Raw genomic sequence first — 16,998 nt, forward strand, 5'->3', positions numbered from 1 at the left:
TTATAAATGGGTTTTCAGGAAAAGTTTGAAAAGAATAAAGCGGTTGATGCCTCCTTTACTAAAAATATGCAGTTCTTCCAGCACTTGGCTCCAGATGTCTATGATGAGTTCATAAATTATGAACCTCAGAATTTGACCCTGGCGTTTGATGAAAGTGAGCATATAAACATCATCAATCGAAAAACTGGCCGGTTTGTTTATCCTGAGCTTCCTGAACAATATGCGGAAAAGCAAGTAGATAAGTTTCTACGTGATACTAAAGCCAGTGTGATCCGGTTTTATAACCCGCATGTGGTTGATACCCACTATCTTCATCATGAAATGATGGATAGCTTGGTTGAACTCCGTGGTGATGCTCCAATGCCTGAATTTATGGCACAAGATGAACAGCTAATCCAGCAGCTTTTTATTGTGGGAATTGGTTCAGGGCTTCATATAAAAACATTGCTTGAACAGAAAGACCTTAATAATGTTGTTATCATTGAAAACAATAAGGATTCTTTCTATCTCTCTATGTATTTTGTCGACTGGGAAAGTATCTTTAGAGCGGTAAAGGGACAGTTAAAGATCATTATTGGTGATACAGAGAAAGAGATACTTGATAACCTTCATCAGTATACCTACGAGGTAGGTAACTATGTATTTACTAAAATGTTTGTTTACCGACATTACGTAAACAGCACACTAGATACACTTCTCGAAAACTTTTTCAAAAAACTACTGGCCCCAAGTGCCGCAGCGGGGTTTTATGATGATGAAAAAGTGGGCTTGGCACATACAGTAGAAAACTGTCAGAGGAATATCCCGCCATCAACTGTTGGATTGTTACAACGTAAAATCCATTGTCAGTTACCTGCCGTCGTAATTGGTAATGGTCCTTCTTTGGACGGGAGTGAGAAGTTTTTACGGGCTAACAAAGATAAAATGATTCTTATTTCGTGCGGTTCAAGCTTAAGTGCTCTCGAGGGAATGGGAATTAAGCCTGACATTCATGTTGAGCAGGAACGTCCATATGATACTTACCGCTGGTTGATTAAATCGACCACAGAAAGCTTCCGTAAAGGTATCTATTTCTACGGTTTAAATACAGTGCATCCGGATTGTTTTAGCTTGTTTGATGCGGATAAAACCGGTCAGTGCCTCAAACCAAATGATTTAGGTGCTATCTATCTTTCAAGGTCAATTAAGAAGGGGCACACACTATCTTTCGCTGATGGATCTAACCCTACCGTAACTAATTTTGGCCTTTCCCTCTGTGTGCTTTTGGGGATAAGGAATGTTTTTCTTGCTGGTGTTGATCTTGGTATGAAAGAGATCGATAAGCACCACTCTAAGAAAAGTTACTATGCTAAAGCGAAAGATGAGTCACCAAACATCTTTAAATTCATTGAGGCGACCGACGATAAGTTTAAGATTAAAGGTCGAGATGGTAAAGAACTGTATACAAATGCTGCCTTTAACAGTTCTAAACTAAATATTGAAAGGCTTATCGATAAATATGGTCTTAATGTAAAAAATATTAGTGATGGTGCTGAAATTCGTGGAGCAGCCTTTCAAGATAATGACTATCTAGTTAAGGCAGTTGTTGGAAAGGACAAGATTAAAACCCTACAGGCTCTGCATGAAATGGTGTTTAGTTCAGAGGGAGTACTGCCTGAAAGTAAGGGCAAGGTTAAAAACAAGGTCATTATAGAAGCTGAGGGGCTATTTTCTCAGTTGAGGGAAATACTGAAACTGACTGTGGAAAATGAAGAGCAGCTGGTTAATCGGTTATCCGAGATAAGAAATTCATTCTGGCAAGCAAAGCTTGATGGCTACACAGCAATGCTGTTCAAAGGCTCTATAGAAACTATGTTGTCAGCTGTTTACTCGGTTGTGCTTTATAGTGGGGTCGAAAATTATCAGGATAATTTTGCAAAGAGTTGTCAAATTGTAAACCGTTTCCTTGATCAGGTAGAGGAAGATATGAAGCACAACCTCTACAACCTTGATACATATTGCAATTTGTAGAATTTTCCGAATTGTTACACGTTAAATAGTTATATAACTCGCTGAAAATAAAAACTATTTCTAGCTGTTATAATTGTCTTGGTAGACGTACTATTGCGCTATGTTAACGGCTGGAAAGAATCGGGTGAAATCCACTATGCTAAAAAATTCAAGTATATTGATAACCGGTGGAACAGGTTCGTTTGGACATAAATTTGTACAAATGACGCTTGAAAAATACGATCCCGAAAGGCTAGTTATCTATTCCCGAGATGAAATGAAGCAATGGGAGATGGCAAAGCTTTATGAGGGCGATGAAAGAGTTCGCTTTTTCATTGGTGATGTTCGAGATAAATCCCGTTTGGTCAGGGCGCTTTCTGGAATAGATTATGTTGTTCATGCAGCAGCGACTAAGATTGTTCCGACGGCTGAGTACAACCCCTTTGAATGTGTCAAAACAAATATCAACGGCGCCATGAACGTCATTGATGCTTGTTTGGACAAGGGGATTAAATCTGTTGTCGCGTTATCGACCGATAAGGCCAGCAGTCCGGCTAACCTCTACGGTGCAACCAAGCTTACTTCTGACAAGCTTTTTATTGCTGGCAATTCATATGCGGGTAAAAGCGAAACTAAATTTTCCGTTGTTCGTTATGGCAATGTCATGTGTTCTCGTGGTTCGGTCATCCCTTTTTTTCATAGCTTGAAAGCTGAAGGGCGATTGCCAATTACTGATGACCGTATGACTCGTTTTATGATCTCTCTTGAGCAGGGGGTAGAGCTCGTATGGCAAGCTTTTGACGATATGGTCGGTGGTGAAATATACGTTCGAAAGTGCCCCTCAATGACAATCACGGATATTGCTCAGGCAGTTTGCCCTGATGCTGAGCATTATACGATAGGCATACGCCCCGGGGAAAAATTGCATGAGCAGATGATAGGCTCTGAAGACGCTTTGCATACTTTCGAGTATCAGGATTATTTCAAAATACTGCCAGCTATTTATGGTTGGTGTGATGATCCTAAGCGAATTAAAGACGGAGTGAAAGTTGCAGAAAATTTCACATACTCGTCTGACAATAATGATGTTTGGATGAGTCAAGATCAATTGAAAAAATGGCTGTCAGAGAATGGCTATTGAACTTGAGCTATTGCTATAAGATGGGTAACGCTGTTGACCGACTAATATTGGGGACAGCTCAGTTTGGACTCAGTTACGGTATTACCAACCCAAGTTCTGATCAGGTTACTTTCGAAGAAACTGAAAATATCATCCGCTTTTGCAAAGCGAATGATATTGTCCAACTGGATACAGCAGCTGTCTATGGAGACAGTGAAACGGTTCTAGGTAAACTCCAGTTGAGTGATATGCTGGTTGATACCAAACTACCCCCTAACAATCAATTTACTCGCTGCTGCTCTCTTCGGGATACTGTAAATGCTTCCTTGGAAAGGCTTAACCTCTGCTCGTTAAATACGCTTTATTTCCATGCTTCATCTGACCTCTTAGCGAGTGATGTATCCGTCCTTGAAGATGACCTGGAAGGGCTTAAGTCTGAGGGTATTATTCGTAGGTTAGGGGTTTCAATTTATGACCCCGAGGAGCTTGGCCCCATTCTGGATGTCATTAAACCCGATGTTATTCAAGTTCCTTATAATCTTTTCGACAACAGGATAGTCAGCAGCGGATGGGCAAAGCAGTTGAGTGTTTTAGGGATCGACATTAATGCTCGGTCCGCTTTCTTACAAGGCGTTTTGCTAGACAATGAAGAGCAGTATCATCGCTATGCCCCATCCTGGCAACCCTATCTGAAGTTATATCATGACTGGTGTGCTGAGCTGGATCTGTCAAAGTTACAGATTGCTTTAGGCTATTTTTTTTCATGCCCCTATCTCTCTAAAGTAATAATAGGTGTGCATTCATTACATCATTTGCAGCAAATAGCGGGTGCTATTGAAACGGCCTCATCTATAGAGCTAGATGTTCCAGATTTTAACGCCCCCAGAAACTTATTCGACCCTCGAACATGGACAAAAATATGAAAGTGCTGATGATTGTACAGGCCCGTCTTGGATCATCGCGATTACCTGGAAAGGTCCTTAAAGAGGTCGTTGGCCAGCCTTTACTTAAAATTATGCTATCGCGCTTGAGCAAGAGTAAATGTGCGGATCAGATTGTAGTGGCTACAGGGGTAGAGCATGAAAATGCCTCCCTTATTGAGGCCGTTAAAAGTTGGGGGTACTCAATTTACGCGGGTAGCCAACATGATGTGCTAAAGCGCTTTTATGATTGCGCCGAGCAATATAATCCTGATTATGTTGTGCGCTTAACGGGTGATTGCCCTCTGATTGATGTCACCTTGGTGGATGAGGTCATTGAGTCTATTCTGAACAGTGATTTTGAATATGTTTGTAACAACTATCCCGCCACATATCCGGATGGTCTTGACGCAGAGGTTTTTACTTTTGACGCGCTGAAAAATGCCTATCTCAATGCGGTTGATTCCTATGATCGCGAGCATGTGACACCTTACCTGCGTAAACCTGGCTTTTTTAAAACTCATACTTTAAGTGCAGATAAAAATCACTCAGATAAACGTTGGACTCTTGACCAAATAGAAGACCTAGAGGTGATAAAGTTTGTTTTTGAGGCTTTGGCACCTGACGTGCATTTTGGTTGGAAAGAGGTGCTTGAATTACAGTGCGAACAGCCAGTTAAATTTGAAGCTAATTGTGAAATTCAGAGAAATGAAGGGTCTACAATGAGTTCTGGTACAAAATTATGGCGCAGAGCTAAGCAGCTTATTCCAGGTGGCAACATGTTGCTTTCAAAGCGCCCCGAGATGTTTCTGCCTGATGGCTGGCCAACTTATTTTTCAGAAGCCTCGGGTGTCGTTGTTAAAGATCTGGATGGGAATAGTTTTACAGACATGGCGCTTATGGGGGTTGGAACCAATACGCTTGGTTACGGTCATCCAAAAGTGGATGAGGCTGTGCAGAGAGCCGTAAGACAAGGAAATATGTCCAGCTTGAATTGTCCAGAAGAGGTTATGCTGGCGGAAAGGATGGTTGCTCTACATCCTTGGGCTGATATGGTGCGATTCTCCAGAGCTGGTGGAGAAGCTAACTCGATTGCGATTCGCATTGCGCGGGCTGCTACAGGCCGGGATAAGATCGCTGTTTGTGGTTATCATGGCTGGCATGACTGGTACCTGTCAGTTAACTTAAGCTCCGATGATTCCCTGGATCAGCATCTACTCCCTGGATTGGACCCGAAAGGGGTTCCTAAAGATCTGGAGGGCTCCGTTATTACCTTTATGACCAATGATATTGAACGTTTACGGGACATTATCGAAGGTAATGAAATCGCAGCCGTCAAAATGGAAGTCAAAAGAAATATTGAGCCTGAGGATGGTTACCTTCAGGCTGTTAGGGAATTGTGCGATAAGCATGGGGTCGTGCTTATTTTTGATGAGTGCACATCGGGCTTCAGAGAAACCTTTGGTGGTTTGCATTTGAAGTATGGGGTCAACCCGGATATGGCTGTGTTTGGTAAAGCGCTGGGCAATGGATATCCAATTACCGCAGTGATTGGTACCCGTGATGTTATGGATGCTGCTCAAAGTACCTTTATCAGTAGTACCTTTTGGACTGAGCGAATTGGCCCTAGTGCTGCTTTAGCAACCTTGGAGGTGATGGAGCAGGAGCAATCTTGGCTTCAGATCACCGATTATGGTTGTAAGGTTCGTGATGCTTGGAAGCATTTGGCTGAGCGTTATAAACTGGACATAGAGTGCTTCGGTCTACCGGCATTAGGCGGCTTTTCATTGAAAGGTGAGCAGGCAGTCGTATTAAAAACCCTGATATCCCAAGAGTTATTAAAGCAGGGCATTCTGGCATCAAATGCACTTTATCCCTCGATAGCGCACACTGAGGATCATCTTCTCAGCTACTTAAAACATCTGGAAGCTGTTTTTTCGACATTCTCATCATGTATCAAGCAAGGGGATGATCCTATGGGTCTTCTGGATGGGGCTTTATGTCATAGTACTTTCAAGCGTCTTAATTAAGGACGACCATTATGAATGTTCTTGTATTGGGCGGGAGTGGGCTACTGGGTAGTGCATTAATGCAGAGCTTCAATAAAATGAAATGGAACTGTTATACAGCAGGCAGATCCGAAACGCATGATCTTCAGTTGAAGGGGGCGTTTGTCCAAGAGTTGACTGAGTTTCTTAGTAAAAAACAGATTTCTCATGTTGTTAATTTAGTAGCGCTGACCAATGTAGATGCCTGTGAAGAAGATCCATATAAGGCCTACCAGATAAATACAGAGTTTGTCGATCAATGTATTTCTGCTGTGGAGAGCATTCTACCTAAGACAATAAAGTTTATTCACATATCAACGGATCAAGTGTATTCAGGAATCGGACCTCACCTAGAAGGGAATGCTTACCCGATCAATGTTTATGGCCTGACAAAATTGCTGGCTGACAAGTCGGTTCTGCGCGCTGAAGGGTTGGTATTAAGGGTCAACTTTTTTGGTAAAAGTTTGATAGATGGAAGGTCTAGTTTTTCTGATTGGGTGATACAGGCTATACGGGAAAAGAAACAGATCCCGGTCTTTAATGATGTTTATATCAATGCGTTATCCATAGCGAGTTTATGTGAAGAAATTCAATGCAGGTTGGTGGATTTTAAACCGGGTATATATAACTTGGGTACGTCAGATGGTTTTTCTAAAGCCGAATTGGCGTTTGCAATAGCGCGAAAATTTGGTTTTGATGAAGGGTATCTTAGCGAAGCAACAGTGGAGTCGGTTGCCTTGAAAGCAAGGCGCCCAAATGATATGCGAATGGATGTTAGCCACTACCAAAATAGTTTTAATACCAATCTGCCTTCGCTGGAGCAAGAATTGGACAGGATTATAGATGAATATCAGTAATACACACTCACCTTTGATCGTTAATTCACATTCTATTTCAGAGTCAGATCCTACCTATTTTATTGCCGATATTGCCGCAAATCATGATGGTGATCTTGAAAAGGCTAAAGAATTGATATGGCTTTCAGCAGAAGCGGGAGCCGATGCAGCTAAGTTTCAGCATTTTAAAGCCAATACCATCGTCAGCGACTTTGGTTTTAAGTCATTGGGAGGGCAGCAATCGCACCAGTCCACCTGGAAGAAATCTGTTTATGAGGTTTATGCTGATGCTGAAGTCGATTTAAACTGGACTGAAGAACTGGTTAATACCTGTAAGCAAGCTGAGATCGATTTCTTTACCAGCCCTTATGATTTTGACTTGGCTGATTATATTGATCAATTTGTTCCCGCACATAAGATAGGTTCGGGTGATATTACCTGGCATGCGATGCTTGAGCATATTGCTAAGAAAGATAAACCCTACTTTCTTGCCACTGGCGCGTCTGAACTGGCAGATGTTGTTGCCGCTGTGGAGGCTTGTCTTAAGATTAATCCAAAGCTAGTTTTGATGCAGTGTAATACCAACTACACGGCTAGTTTGGAAAACTTTGCTTATATCAATCTGAATGTCTTAAAAACCTACCGGACTCTGTTTCCAGAGTTAGTATTAGGTCTAAGTGATCATACTCCCGGTCATTCCACAGTTCTGGGGGCGGTTGCTTTAGGTGCTCGAGTTATAGAGAAACATTTTACTGATGACAATCAGAGAAATGGACCTGATCACAAATTCTCAATGAATCCGGTTACCTGGAAAGAGATGGTTGATCGCACAAGAGAGTTGGAAGCGGCGTTAGGTTCCCCCATAAAAAAAGTGGAAGCTAATGAAGCTGAGACAGTTGTTTTGCAGCGAAGGTCTGTTCGTTTAACCAGAGACATGAAAGCAGGTGAAGTGTTAGTCGAAGCTGATTTAGAATGTCTACGGCCCGCGCCAGTAGACGCTTTCTTGCCCTATCAGTTGCAGGATGTTATCGGGTTATCGTTAAGGCAGGATATGGTTAAAGGTGAGCACCTGAGACCAGATCTGGTTGGTAAACTATAAATGAAAACGGCTGTTGTAATTCCCGCGTTCAACGAAGAGCAGACCATTTCCTCCGTTGTATCAGAGGTGTTAGCTTTTGCGTTGCAGGCTATTGTTGTGGATGACGGTTCCAGCGATAAAACAGCAGAAAAGGCAGAGAAGGCAGGTGCTACAGTACTTTCTGCTCAGCATAATCTCGGCTACGATGGGGCAATTAATCGGGGATTTGAGTATGCAGCTGATATGGGATTCGACTGTGTTATAACAATGGATGGTGATGGTCAGCACCCAGGAGATGTATTGCCAGAATTTTTAAAGCAAATGCAGGTGGCTGATTGTGTGGTTGGGTTTCGTTCGGAAACACAGCGCTGGTCAGAAAGACTTTTTTCTATAGTCACTAGTACGTTGTGGGGGGTTCGAGATCCGCTGTGCGGTATGAAGGCTTATAATATCGCTATCTGGCGCGAAAATGGTGCTTTTGATACCTATAAATCTTGTGGTACTGAGTTATTGATCAGGGCTATTCGTACAAAACGTATTGTCAAGCAATACCCGGTACCCGTAATGCCGCGTGAAGACGAATCGCGATTTGGCGGTAGTTTCAAAGCAGATGTTTATATCCTGAAAGCCATGCTCAAAGGGCTTTTTAAACGATTTTGACCTTGCCTCTACACGAAGGTCTATCTCCTGATATGTATTTCCTCTTATGTTTAGGGTCATTAGGCCGAAATATAAGCTATAGATTTCATCCGTTTACTAAGGAGTATTCATGACAAGCGTTGCGGTCATGGGAATGGGTTATGTTGGATTAACGTTAAGTGTTGCCCTTGCGAAGAAAGGCTTTAATGTTATTGGAGTCGAAAAAAATTTTGCTGTGTTGGCACAGTTAAAAGAGGGAATTCCGCACTTTACTGAGAAAGGTTTAGCGCCTCTTCTCAGGCATTATGTCAAAGTTGGTAAGATTCGATTAAGTCAGAATCTGATGGATGTTGGTAAGGTCGATACATATATCATCTCGGTCGGTACACCTTTACATAAAAGCAGTAAAAAACCTAATACGGACTATATCGGTCAGGTTTTGGAAGAAGTGGGTGGGCATGTTCAGCAAGGAGCCTTAATTGCCCTCAGGTCAACAGTTGCTGTCGGCACCAGTCGCAGGATTGCCATTCCAGAAATTGAGAAGAACTCTGGTTTGAAAGTGGGAGAGGGGTTTTCTTTTGCTTTTGTGCCAGAGCGCACTATCGAGGGGAATGCGATACAGGAATTGGAAAAGAATCCACAGGTAATTGGTGGCTTTGATGAGGCTTCGATTCAGAAAGCTTCTCAGATGTTTGCAAAACTAACACCTACGATTCTTTCTGTTTCCAGTCTAGAAGCTGCTGAGATGGTGAAATTGATGGATAATTCCTATCGTGATTTACGCTTCTCATATGCGAACCAAGTAGCGCAAATTTGTGAGTCTATGGGGCTGGACGCTAATGAATTAATTGATTGTGCCAATACTCATTATCCGAGAAACTCTATTCCGGTTCCCAGCCCAGGTGTCGGCGGTGCTTGCCTCTCTAAGGATCCATATATACTTGCGGATGCGGCAAAGAAAGCAGGAGCAGATGCAAGTCTGTTACTGGAGGGCCGACGTATTAATGAAGAAATTGTTGCGGATATTGTTAATCGGATAGCTGCGCGACTTCAGGTGATTAAAAAGCCAATGGATCAGGTGACCATAGGCATAGCTGGTTTGGCATTCAAAGGCCAGCCTGAGACATCGGATCTTCGAGAATCTACTTCTATATGGTTGCTGGAGCAGTTTTCTGCCAATTATCCAGAGGCGCTTATCAAGGTCTATGACCCGGTTATTTCAGATACTGAGCTGGAAACTCTGGGTTTTGAGGTCTCAGCCTCACTTGAGCAGTTAGCGTCTGGTGCTGATGTATTAATGTTGATGAACAATCATGCATCATACACTGAGATCGATCCTTATATGATTACTTCGAAAATGCGCCAACCCTGCCTGTTTTATGACGCGTGGCGAATGCTTGAGAAGAACATGTTTGATGAGTTAGATAATGTGGAATACTTGGGGGTGGGCGTATGAGTAAAGTACTCATAACCGGTGGAACAGGTTTTATCGGCCTCCATCTATCGCGAAAGATCGCCGAAGAGGGGCATGAGTTATATATTGTCGATAATTTTGCCAGAGAGTATTCAGGAGATGCTGAGCTGAAGGAAGTTATCGAGAGAGAAAATGTTACCTTAGTCAGGGGGGATATCACAGACCCCGGGTTGTTTGTGGAGCTTGATAATGATTTTGATCAGGTATATCACCTCGCCGCTATTAATGGCACAGGTAATTTTTACGAGATTCCTGATCAGGTTCTAAGGGTAGGCGTTTTAGGTACACTCAACCTATTGGAATGGCTAAAAACCAATCCACAAGCAAAAATTGTTTTCTCTTCGAGTTCGGAAGCCTATGCGGGCACTTTATCGTTGCTCGGAAATGATTTTCCTGTTCCGACCCCTGAGAATGTTCCGCTGGTGATTGATGATGTAGCCAACCCTCGTTGGAGTTATGCAGCAGGCAAAATGGTCAGTGAGGTCGCACTTAACTGTTATGCACAGGCTCACGGGCTTACAAACTTTTCTATTATCCGTTACCACAATGTTTATGGTCCAAGAATGGGATTCAAACACGTTGTCCCCCAGATGATAGAAAGAATCGTAAAAAAAGAGTTTCCTTTTAAGGTTTTTGGCGCGGATGAGTCCAGAGCTTTTTGTTATGTTGATGACGCTGTCAAGGCAACCCAGTTGGTGATGGAGTCCGCTAAAACATGTGGAGAAATTTATCACATAGGGAAACAAGAAGAGATTAGCATAGAGGCATTAGCTAAAAAATTGCTTTTAATTACCGGCTCTCCTACTGACACCCTCGCTGAAGCTTCCTTCCAGGGCAGTGTTAAACGAAGGTGCCCTGATGTAACGAAGCTTGAGGAACTTGGTTATGAGGCCTCAGTAAGCTTGGACGAAGGCCTGAAAGCCTGTTACGACTGGTATAAAAATAAGTTTTAAGGCGTACTGATGAATAAATCTGAAATCCGAAACCAGATATTTGCGCTTGTCGAAGCGTATTTCTCTGCCGATATGCAACAAGAAACCTTCATTCCGGGTCAAAGTCGTATTGGTGTGGGTTACCCAGTGTTTGACCACAAAGAGATCAATAATGCGATTGGTTCATTGTTGGATGTGTGGCTCTCAATGGGGCCAAAGGTTCGCCAGTTTGAAGCCGATTATGCTGAATATATTGGAACCGATTATGGCATTGCAGTTAACTCTGGCTCCTCTGCCAACTTGCTGGCGATCAATGCATTATTACAGGCCGGTTATGTCAAGCCAGGAGCTGAAGTTATCGTCCCGGCAGCGACTTTTACTACGGTTATCTCACCGCTTCTGCAAAATGGGCTTAAGCCCGTTTTTGTTGATATAGACAGTGATACTCACAACATATCAGTAGATGCGATCGCTGATGCGATTAATGATAATACAGGGCTAATAATGCCGGTTCATTCTCTGGGTCTGGCAGCAGATATGCCTGCTATCAATAGACTGGCTGAGAAGCATGGCCTCCCGGTTTTGGAAGATTGTTGTGAAGCTCATGCTGCGGCCATTGACGGTCAGCGAGTAGGCTCCTTCGGACTTATCTCCACTTATAGTTTTTTCGTGGCTCATAACATGACCACGGGTGAGGGTGGAATGGTGATGACGTCGGATAGCCGATTAGAAAAGATTCTGCGTTCTACGCGAGAGTTTGGCCGTTTGACTGAATATGATTCATCACAGGACCGATTCTATTACAGTGATGGCTTTTTGAATGAATATGATGAACGCTATGTCTTTGAGAAAGTCGGCTATAACGTACGAATGACTGACATATGCGCAGCTTTGGGAATTGAGCAGCTAAAGAAATTAGATGCACTGACACAAGATCGTATTAATAATGCTGAGTTTTATACCGAACAATTGAAAGAGCTTTCGTCGTTTTTACAACTGCCTTACGTGCCCGAGAGCTATCTGCACTCGTTTTATGGTTATCCTATTATTGTGCGTGACGATGCACCTTTTAAGCGTCAGGAATTAGTACGTTTCCTGGAAAGCAAGAATATAGAAACAAGGGCATTTATGGGAGGGAACCTTGCTCTTCAGCCGGCTTATCGTGATGACCCAGCTATAAGAATAGCGGGAGACCTGAAACATACTGAGCTAATGACAAGAAGTGGCTTTTTTATCGGTTGTCATAGCATGATTAAGGCTGAGCAGCGTGATTATATAATCGATGCTTTCAGATCATTCGTTAGCGCGGTAGCGTAAAGATGCGTTTTCAGGGTAGGCGTGTATTGGTGACCGGAGGTGGTGGCTTTATTGGTAAGCATCTCTGTGCAGCCCTGATGCAGGAAGGCGCAGAGGTGAAAGCTCTGCGCTCGAGTGAATGTGATCTATTATACTATGAGCAAATTGAGGTTAGTTTGCAAAGCGAGTCGTTTGACCTGATTTTCCATCTGGCCGCAGATGTGGGAGGGATAGGTTATATGCAGGCTCATGGAGCCGAGGTATATGAAAATAACCTCTTGATGAATACTCAACTGTTACGTGCGGCTCGACGTAATGGGGTAGGCAAGCTTGTTAATATTGCTAGTATCAATTGTTATCCAGCAGAAGCTGAAGCGCCTTATTTGGAGTCTTCGCTGTTTGACGGCCAGCCGGCGCTTCCTGTGCTGGGATATGCTTATGCTAAACGAGCCATGCTTGTCCATTCTGAATTAGCTCGGCAGCAGTTTGGCTTCAACAGCATTAATCTTATTCTCGACAGTGTCTATGGGCCGGGGGAGAGTTTCTCCCTTGATACTGCTAGAGTCCTTCCAGCGAATGTGGCGCGATTTGTCGATGCAGCTCATTCAGGGGTGGAAGAAGTTACCTGTTGGGGGACAGGGGAACCTGTAAGGGATTTTCTACATGTCGATGATGCCGTCTCCGCAATAATACAAAGCGCCTCCATAATAGAATCAAGCGCTCCTATCAATATAGGTTCCGGAAATCCTCTCAGTTTACGTAAGTTGATTGTCAAAATAGCGGACCAAGCAGGTTACCAAGGCAGTATTAACTGGGATCACAAAAAACCAGATGGTCAGGCCGTCCGCTATATGACGGTGGATAGGCTTAAAAGTTATATTGATTGGCGTCCGAGGATTGATCTTGATGACGGGATAAAAGCGATGATTCATCACTACCGCCATGAAGTTCTTAATCGCTAATTGACAAAATCTTCAGCAGAACACAGCGGCAGTTTGTCGTAATTCTTCTTAAAAAGAACGAGTTTTCGGGCGTAATAGCTTATCGGGTTATCGTAAAATGGGTTCAACTGATCTGAAGTAATCTCTATGATTTCTCCCTGTGTTTGATTTGATTCATACCAGCGTTTTTCAAGTATCGGTTCCATAATCCCAGAGCAGCTAACAGCTTCAGCGAAATCCTGTTTATAGGTGAAAAATCGTGGGTCGTGATTGTATGAAGTCCGATAATCTTCTGCCGCGACAAAGTCCATGATGAGTAGATACTTTTTGCTACAGCGAAGAAGCTCACCTATCGCTTGAAGGTACTCATTTCGGCCGACCCAGTGTAACACTGACCATGCAGTTACCAGATCGAACTGTTCAGTCTCAAATGGAAGTGCGTGGGCACTGGCTTGAGTAAAACTTAGTTGAGCGTTGTGTTGGTGCTTCTTTTTAAGAAGCGATACAGCATCCTCGGATAATTCGACACCGACCCCATTAGCACCCAGTTGTTTTGATAGGTAGTCTAGATTAGCTCCATTACCACAGCCAACATCAAGCACGCTATCGGCTTCCAGGTTTTCTAGAATCTGGTATTCATTCAAAACACTTAAACCATGTGGCAAGTCCAGATAGGATGCAGTGTAACGTGTTGATTCATTTGAAAATTCAGCTGTTTGATTCTTGCTCATGGGTTACCTGCTACTGCGCAAAGCGCATTTGGCCCAGCCGATGTATCGGCTTGATGTAATGTAAATAAGAAAAGGTAAAGTGGTGAATCGCTGCAGCCCTTTTATTTTGATAAATGGCTTGATGAGTTCCTCTCTGAAGGGGTAAAGGAGGCTCTGAATTTTTCGCCCTATCGACCAATCGGGGCCGTTCTTAGTGTAAATTTCAAAGTCGCTCCGGCCATAATTCTTCCAGCGAGCGCTGATTTCGCTGAGCGATGAAGGGTTGCTTTCATAAATAACAGAATCTGATATGGCGAATTTGGCGTTATAAACTACTCGCCACCGGTCACATAATTCAGAGTCATCTGACCAGGAGCATGTGGGGTCGAATGGGTGGCTTTTCAGCTTTGCTGCGGGGAATAGACTCGGTGTTCCTATATAGTTTCTGACACCAGGGAAAAAACGGGTTTTTTTATACTCATTTAGTGAACGACTCAGATAGCCTTCCGGTTGTAGATGGGTGACCGCAGATACACCGTTCACGGCAGTTTCGCTCATGTAATCGAGCATAGACCGAACGCTACCTGGCGGCATGATATTGTCACAACCGCAATTTAGGATGAACCTACCTGAGGCAACTTCTATACCGAGGTTTCTTGCCGCTCCCAGGCCTTGGCGTTGATCTTGCAGAATACAGTCTACATAAGGTTTGGCCAATTCTTGAGTACCGTCTTCAGAGTCTGCATCGACCAAAATAATCTCATAGACGCCGTTTTCTCGGAGACTTTTCAGGCAGGCAACGATCGAGTCAGCCGCATTCCAGCTACACACAACTGCTGATACTGAATTACTTGTTTGTGAGTCATCTTGATTCTGGGGTGAATTCATCGGGTTAAATCTTGTGTAAGGTATATTCGATATATCGGCCAAAACTGGTATTAGTTAACTTCTACCGTAACGGTCATCAAAGCGGATGATGTCATCTTCGCCAAGATAAGGGCCTGCTTGTACTTCAATTAACTCGAGAGGAATTAAACCCGGATTTTCAAGGGCATGAATGGTACCGATGGGAATATAAGTGGATTCATTTTCGGAAAGAAGAAAACTTTGTTCGCCTTTAGTCACTTGTGCTGCGCCACTGACAATAATCCAGTGCTCGGAGCGATGGTGGTGCATTTGAGTAGACAGCTTAGCACCGGGTTTTACGGTGATGTGTTTGACCTGATACCGATCCTGCTTAAATATTGAATAATAATGGCCCCAAGGACGGTGAACTAAAGGGTGACTAATATGCTCATGCCGATTGTTTGTTTGTAGTTGGGTAACAATATCCTTGATCCTCTCTGATGCGGATTTAGGTGCAACCAGAACGGAGTCCTGTGATTCAATCACAATTAAATCATTGACACCGATTGTAGTTACCAAACGGTTTTCGGCTCTGATGTAGCTGTTTTGTGTATCAGTTGTAAGTACGTCGCCTAAGATAACATTATTATCGGAGTCTTTATCAGATGAATCCCAGAGCGTTTTCCAGGAGCCTACGTCGCTCCAGCCAACGTCAATCGGAATTACACTGCTGAGCTTTGTATGCTCCATGATGGCATAGTCGATTGAATTGGATGGGCAATTTATAAACTCACTTTCACCGACCCGAACAAAATCAAGGTCATGAGCTTTCTTTTGGTATGCTTGTTCACATGCTTTATGAATGTCACCAGCATACTTTTGCAGTTCAGAGAGGTATGTGCTGGCTTTAAACATAAACATGCCTGTGTTCCATAGATAACCTCCCGTATTGAGGAATTCAGAGGCTCTCTTCAGATCAGGTTTTTCTTCAAAGGCTAAGACTTCAAAACCCTCATCCTCTGCAGCTCCGCTCTTTATATATCCATAGCCGGTTTCCGGTCGTGAAGGAATGGTGCCAAATGTTACTAATTTCCCTTTCTTAGCCAGTGTTATCGCTTTGCTCACGGCTTTTTCGAAACCGCAAATATCGTTTATTTCATGATCTGCAGACAAGACAAGTAAGATAGGCTCACCGTCTGCAGATCCAACATTGCTTTGAGCATGATTTGCCGCTAATGCAACGGTGGGGGCTGTATTTCTACCCTCAGGTTCAAGAATGATATCAGTCCTGGAGGTCATCTCTAGTTTTCTGATTTGTTCCGCTGCAAGAAAGCGATGCTCTTCATTACAAACCAGTATTGACTTATTCCACTTCAGGCCTGAAATGCGCTGATATGTTGTCTGTAGCATGCTGTGGTCAGGTGAAATTAAGTTTAGGAATTGCTTTGGCTTTTGCTGTCTGGAAAGAGGCCATAAGCGCGTACCTGCACCACCTGCCATGATGACGGGTATAATCATATCTGTACCTGAATATCAGCGGATTAATTAAGAAGATCGCTATTATTTCCTTATTTTAACGGCGTGACTATTTTTTTCTTAAAGGATATATCTATTAGGCCGATCTATTGTTTATTATATTCTTAGTAATTAATCGTAAAAAAGCAGGTTATATATGAGCGTTAATCTTAATGCTTTAAAGCAGTACCAAAGTGTAGATCTTAGAGCAACAGTTGAGACTGCAAGTCCACATAAATTGATCTCAATGCTTTTGGACGGCGCACTTGGAGCTTTGGCCAAAGCAAAGGGCTCTATCGAGAGGGAAAGCATTGAGGAAAGGACGCAGCATCTAAACAAAGCATCGGAGATTGTAGTTGGTCTAAAGGGTAGTTTGGATCTTGAGCAGGGAGGAGAGGTTGCTGCCAACCTAGATGCTCTGTATGACTATATGCTTCGTTCTATTATGTCTGCAAATAGTCAGAACGATGCTGACAAGGTTCAGGAAGTGATGAACCTTATGTTAGAGATCAAGCAAGGCTGGGCTGAAATGCCAAATGAGATTCAAATAGGAGAGAAGTGATTCTTATTGTTTCTCTTTTATTCTTAGTTAAAAAAACCGCGTATCTGCGGTTTTTTTGTGTCTATTTGTAAGTAATGTCAAAAAAATATCGT

General features: G+C 43.1%; 15 protein-coding genes. 12 read left to right on the forward strand and 3 right to left on the reverse strand.

Annotated features, from left to right (window positions below):
• Positions 1 to 6: 6 nt before the first annotated feature.
• The 11 genes from ACMXYV_RS02430 (at position 7) to ACMXYV_RS02480 (ending at position 13,294) form a co-directional block, all read left to right on the forward strand.
• The gene (locus tag ACMXYV_RS02430) at positions 7 to 2,010 is read left to right on the forward strand and encodes a 6-hydroxymethylpterin diphosphokinase MptE-like protein (RefSeq protein WP_415890196.1); all 2,004 of its coding nucleotides are present in this window, start codon (positions 7 to 9) and stop codon (positions 2,008 to 2,010) included.
• A gap of 136 nt (positions 2,011 to 2,146) precedes the next feature.
• The gene (gene pseB, locus ACMXYV_RS02435) at positions 2,147 to 3,130 is read left to right on the forward strand and encodes a UDP-N-acetylglucosamine 4,6-dehydratase (inverting) (RefSeq protein ID WP_415890197.1); all 984 of its coding nucleotides are present in this window, start codon (positions 2,147 to 2,149) and stop codon (positions 3,128 to 3,130) included.
• A 20-nt stretch (positions 3,131 to 3,150) separates the two neighbouring features.
• A complete protein-coding gene (locus ACMXYV_RS02440) occupies positions 3,151 to 4,032 on the forward strand; it encodes an aldo/keto reductase (RefSeq protein ID WP_415890198.1) in 882 nt (293 codons plus the stop codon).
• Positions 4,029 to 6,059 carry an aminotransferase class III-fold pyridoxal phosphate-dependent enzyme gene (locus ACMXYV_RS02445; RefSeq protein ID WP_415890199.1) on the forward strand — a complete coding sequence of 677 codons (2,031 nt, stop codon included), beginning with the start codon at positions 4,029 to 4,031 and terminating at the stop codon, positions 6,057 to 6,059. Before ACMXYV_RS02440 ends, ACMXYV_RS02445 begins: the two co-directional genes overlap by 4 nt.
• A gap of 11 nt (positions 6,060 to 6,070) precedes the next feature.
• A complete protein-coding gene (locus tag ACMXYV_RS02450) occupies positions 6,071 to 6,934 on the forward strand; it encodes a sugar nucleotide-binding protein (RefSeq protein ID WP_415890200.1) in 864 nt (287 codons plus the stop codon).
• Entirely contained in the window at positions 6,921 to 8,012 is a 1,092-nt protein-coding gene (locus tag ACMXYV_RS02455; protein WP_415890201.1) for an N-acetylneuraminate synthase family protein, read from the forward strand. The genes ACMXYV_RS02450 and ACMXYV_RS02455 overlap by 14 nt, the downstream gene beginning before the upstream one ends.
• Positions 8,013 to 8,651 carry a glycosyltransferase family 2 protein gene (locus tag ACMXYV_RS02460; protein ID WP_415890202.1) on the forward strand — a complete coding sequence of 213 codons (639 nt, stop codon included), beginning with the start codon at positions 8,013 to 8,015 and terminating at the stop codon, positions 8,649 to 8,651.
• Positions 8,652 to 8,760: 109 nt separating this feature from the next.
• Complete coding sequence (locus tag ACMXYV_RS02465) at positions 8,761 to 10,086, forward strand: nucleotide sugar dehydrogenase (protein WP_415890203.1); 1,326 nt, start codon at positions 8,761 to 8,763, stop codon at positions 10,084 to 10,086.
• Positions 10,083 to 11,057 (forward strand): NAD-dependent epimerase/dehydratase family protein, encoded by a 975-nt coding sequence (locus tag ACMXYV_RS02470; protein ID WP_415890204.1) that lies wholly within the window; start codon positions 10,083 to 10,085, stop codon positions 11,055 to 11,057. The genes ACMXYV_RS02465 and ACMXYV_RS02470 overlap by 4 nt, the downstream gene beginning before the upstream one ends.
• Positions 11,058 to 11,066: 9 nt before the next feature.
• Positions 11,067 to 12,353 carry an aminotransferase class I/II-fold pyridoxal phosphate-dependent enzyme gene (locus tag ACMXYV_RS02475; protein WP_415890205.1) on the forward strand — a complete coding sequence of 429 codons (1,287 nt, stop codon included), beginning with the start codon at positions 11,067 to 11,069 and terminating at the stop codon, positions 12,351 to 12,353.
• A gap of 29 nt (positions 12,354 to 12,382) precedes the next feature.
• Positions 12,383 to 13,294, forward strand: coding sequence for an NAD-dependent epimerase/dehydratase family protein (locus ACMXYV_RS02480; RefSeq protein ID WP_415890206.1), 912 nt, complete (start codon positions 12,383 to 12,385; stop codon positions 13,292 to 13,294).
• Here the strand turns inward: ACMXYV_RS02480 and ACMXYV_RS02485 are convergent.
• From ACMXYV_RS02485 to ACMXYV_RS02495, 3 genes are read right to left on the reverse strand one after another with little or no spacing between them, the layout of a single operon-like run.
• Positions 13,291 to 14,004 carry a class I SAM-dependent methyltransferase gene (locus tag ACMXYV_RS02485; RefSeq protein ID WP_415890207.1) on the reverse strand — a complete coding sequence of 238 codons (714 nt, stop codon included), beginning with the start codon at positions 14,002 to 14,004 and terminating at the stop codon, positions 13,291 to 13,293. The two genes, ACMXYV_RS02480 and ACMXYV_RS02485, sit on opposite strands and share 4 nt — an antisense overlap.
• Before the next feature lie 3 nt (positions 14,005 to 14,007).
• Positions 14,008 to 14,871 carry a glycosyltransferase gene (locus ACMXYV_RS02490; RefSeq protein ID WP_415890208.1) on the reverse strand — a complete coding sequence of 288 codons (864 nt, stop codon included), beginning with the start codon at positions 14,869 to 14,871 and terminating at the stop codon, positions 14,008 to 14,010.
• Positions 14,872 to 14,925: 54 nt separating this feature from the next.
• Positions 14,926 to 16,347 carry a mannose-1-phosphate guanylyltransferase/mannose-6-phosphate isomerase gene (locus tag ACMXYV_RS02495; protein WP_415890209.1) on the reverse strand — a complete coding sequence of 474 codons (1,422 nt, stop codon included), beginning with the start codon at positions 16,345 to 16,347 and terminating at the stop codon, positions 14,926 to 14,928.
• Between the two features lie 154 nt (positions 16,348 to 16,501).
• Between ACMXYV_RS02495 and fliS the strand changes: the two genes are divergently transcribed.
• On the forward strand, positions 16,502 to 16,906 hold the full coding sequence (gene fliS, locus ACMXYV_RS02500; RefSeq protein WP_415890210.1) for a flagellar export chaperone FliS: 405 nt from the start codon (positions 16,502 to 16,504) through the stop codon (positions 16,904 to 16,906).
• The last annotated feature ends 92 nt before the right edge of the window (positions 16,907 to 16,998 follow it).

Source organism: Neptuniibacter sp. SY11_33, assembly GCF_047778025.1.
Taxonomy (GTDB): domain Bacteria; phylum Pseudomonadota; class Gammaproteobacteria; order Pseudomonadales; family Balneatricaceae; genus Neptuniibacter.

Coding starts and splice junctions, on each gene's coding strand:
- ACMXYV_RS02430 (WP_415890196.1), top strand. CDS start 7: ATGGGTTTTCAGGAAAAGTTTGAAAAGAATAAAGCGGTTGATGCCTCC.
- pseB (WP_415890197.1), top strand. CDS start 2,147: ATGCTAAAAAATTCAAGTATATTGATAACCGGTGGAACAGGTTCGTTT.
- ACMXYV_RS02440 (WP_415890198.1), top strand. CDS start 3,151: ATGGGTAACGCTGTTGACCGACTAATATTGGGGACAGCTCAGTTTGGA.
- ACMXYV_RS02445 (WP_415890199.1), top strand. CDS start 4,029: ATGAAAGTGCTGATGATTGTACAGGCCCGTCTTGGATCATCGCGATTA.
- ACMXYV_RS02450 (WP_415890200.1), top strand. CDS start 6,071: ATGAATGTTCTTGTATTGGGCGGGAGTGGGCTACTGGGTAGTGCATTA.
- ACMXYV_RS02455 (WP_415890201.1), top strand. CDS start 6,921: ATGAATATCAGTAATACACACTCACCTTTGATCGTTAATTCACATTCT.
- ACMXYV_RS02460 (WP_415890202.1), top strand. CDS start 8,013: ATGAAAACGGCTGTTGTAATTCCCGCGTTCAACGAAGAGCAGACCATT.
- ACMXYV_RS02465 (WP_415890203.1), top strand. CDS start 8,761: ATGACAAGCGTTGCGGTCATGGGAATGGGTTATGTTGGATTAACGTTA.
- ACMXYV_RS02470 (WP_415890204.1), top strand. CDS start 10,083: ATGAGTAAAGTACTCATAACCGGTGGAACAGGTTTTATCGGCCTCCAT.
- ACMXYV_RS02475 (WP_415890205.1), top strand. CDS start 11,067: ATGAATAAATCTGAAATCCGAAACCAGATATTTGCGCTTGTCGAAGCG.
- ACMXYV_RS02485 (WP_415890207.1), bottom strand. CDS start 14,004: ATGAGCAAGAATCAAACAGCTGAATTTTCAAATGAATCAACACGTTAC.
- ACMXYV_RS02490 (WP_415890208.1), bottom strand. CDS start 14,871: ATGAATTCACCCCAGAATCAAGATGACTCACAAACAAGTAATTCAGTA.
- ACMXYV_RS02495 (WP_415890209.1), bottom strand. CDS start 16,347: ATGATTATACCCGTCATCATGGCAGGTGGTGCAGGTACGCGCTTATGG.
- fliS (WP_415890210.1), top strand. CDS start 16,502: ATGAGCGTTAATCTTAATGCTTTAAAGCAGTACCAAAGTGTAGATCTT.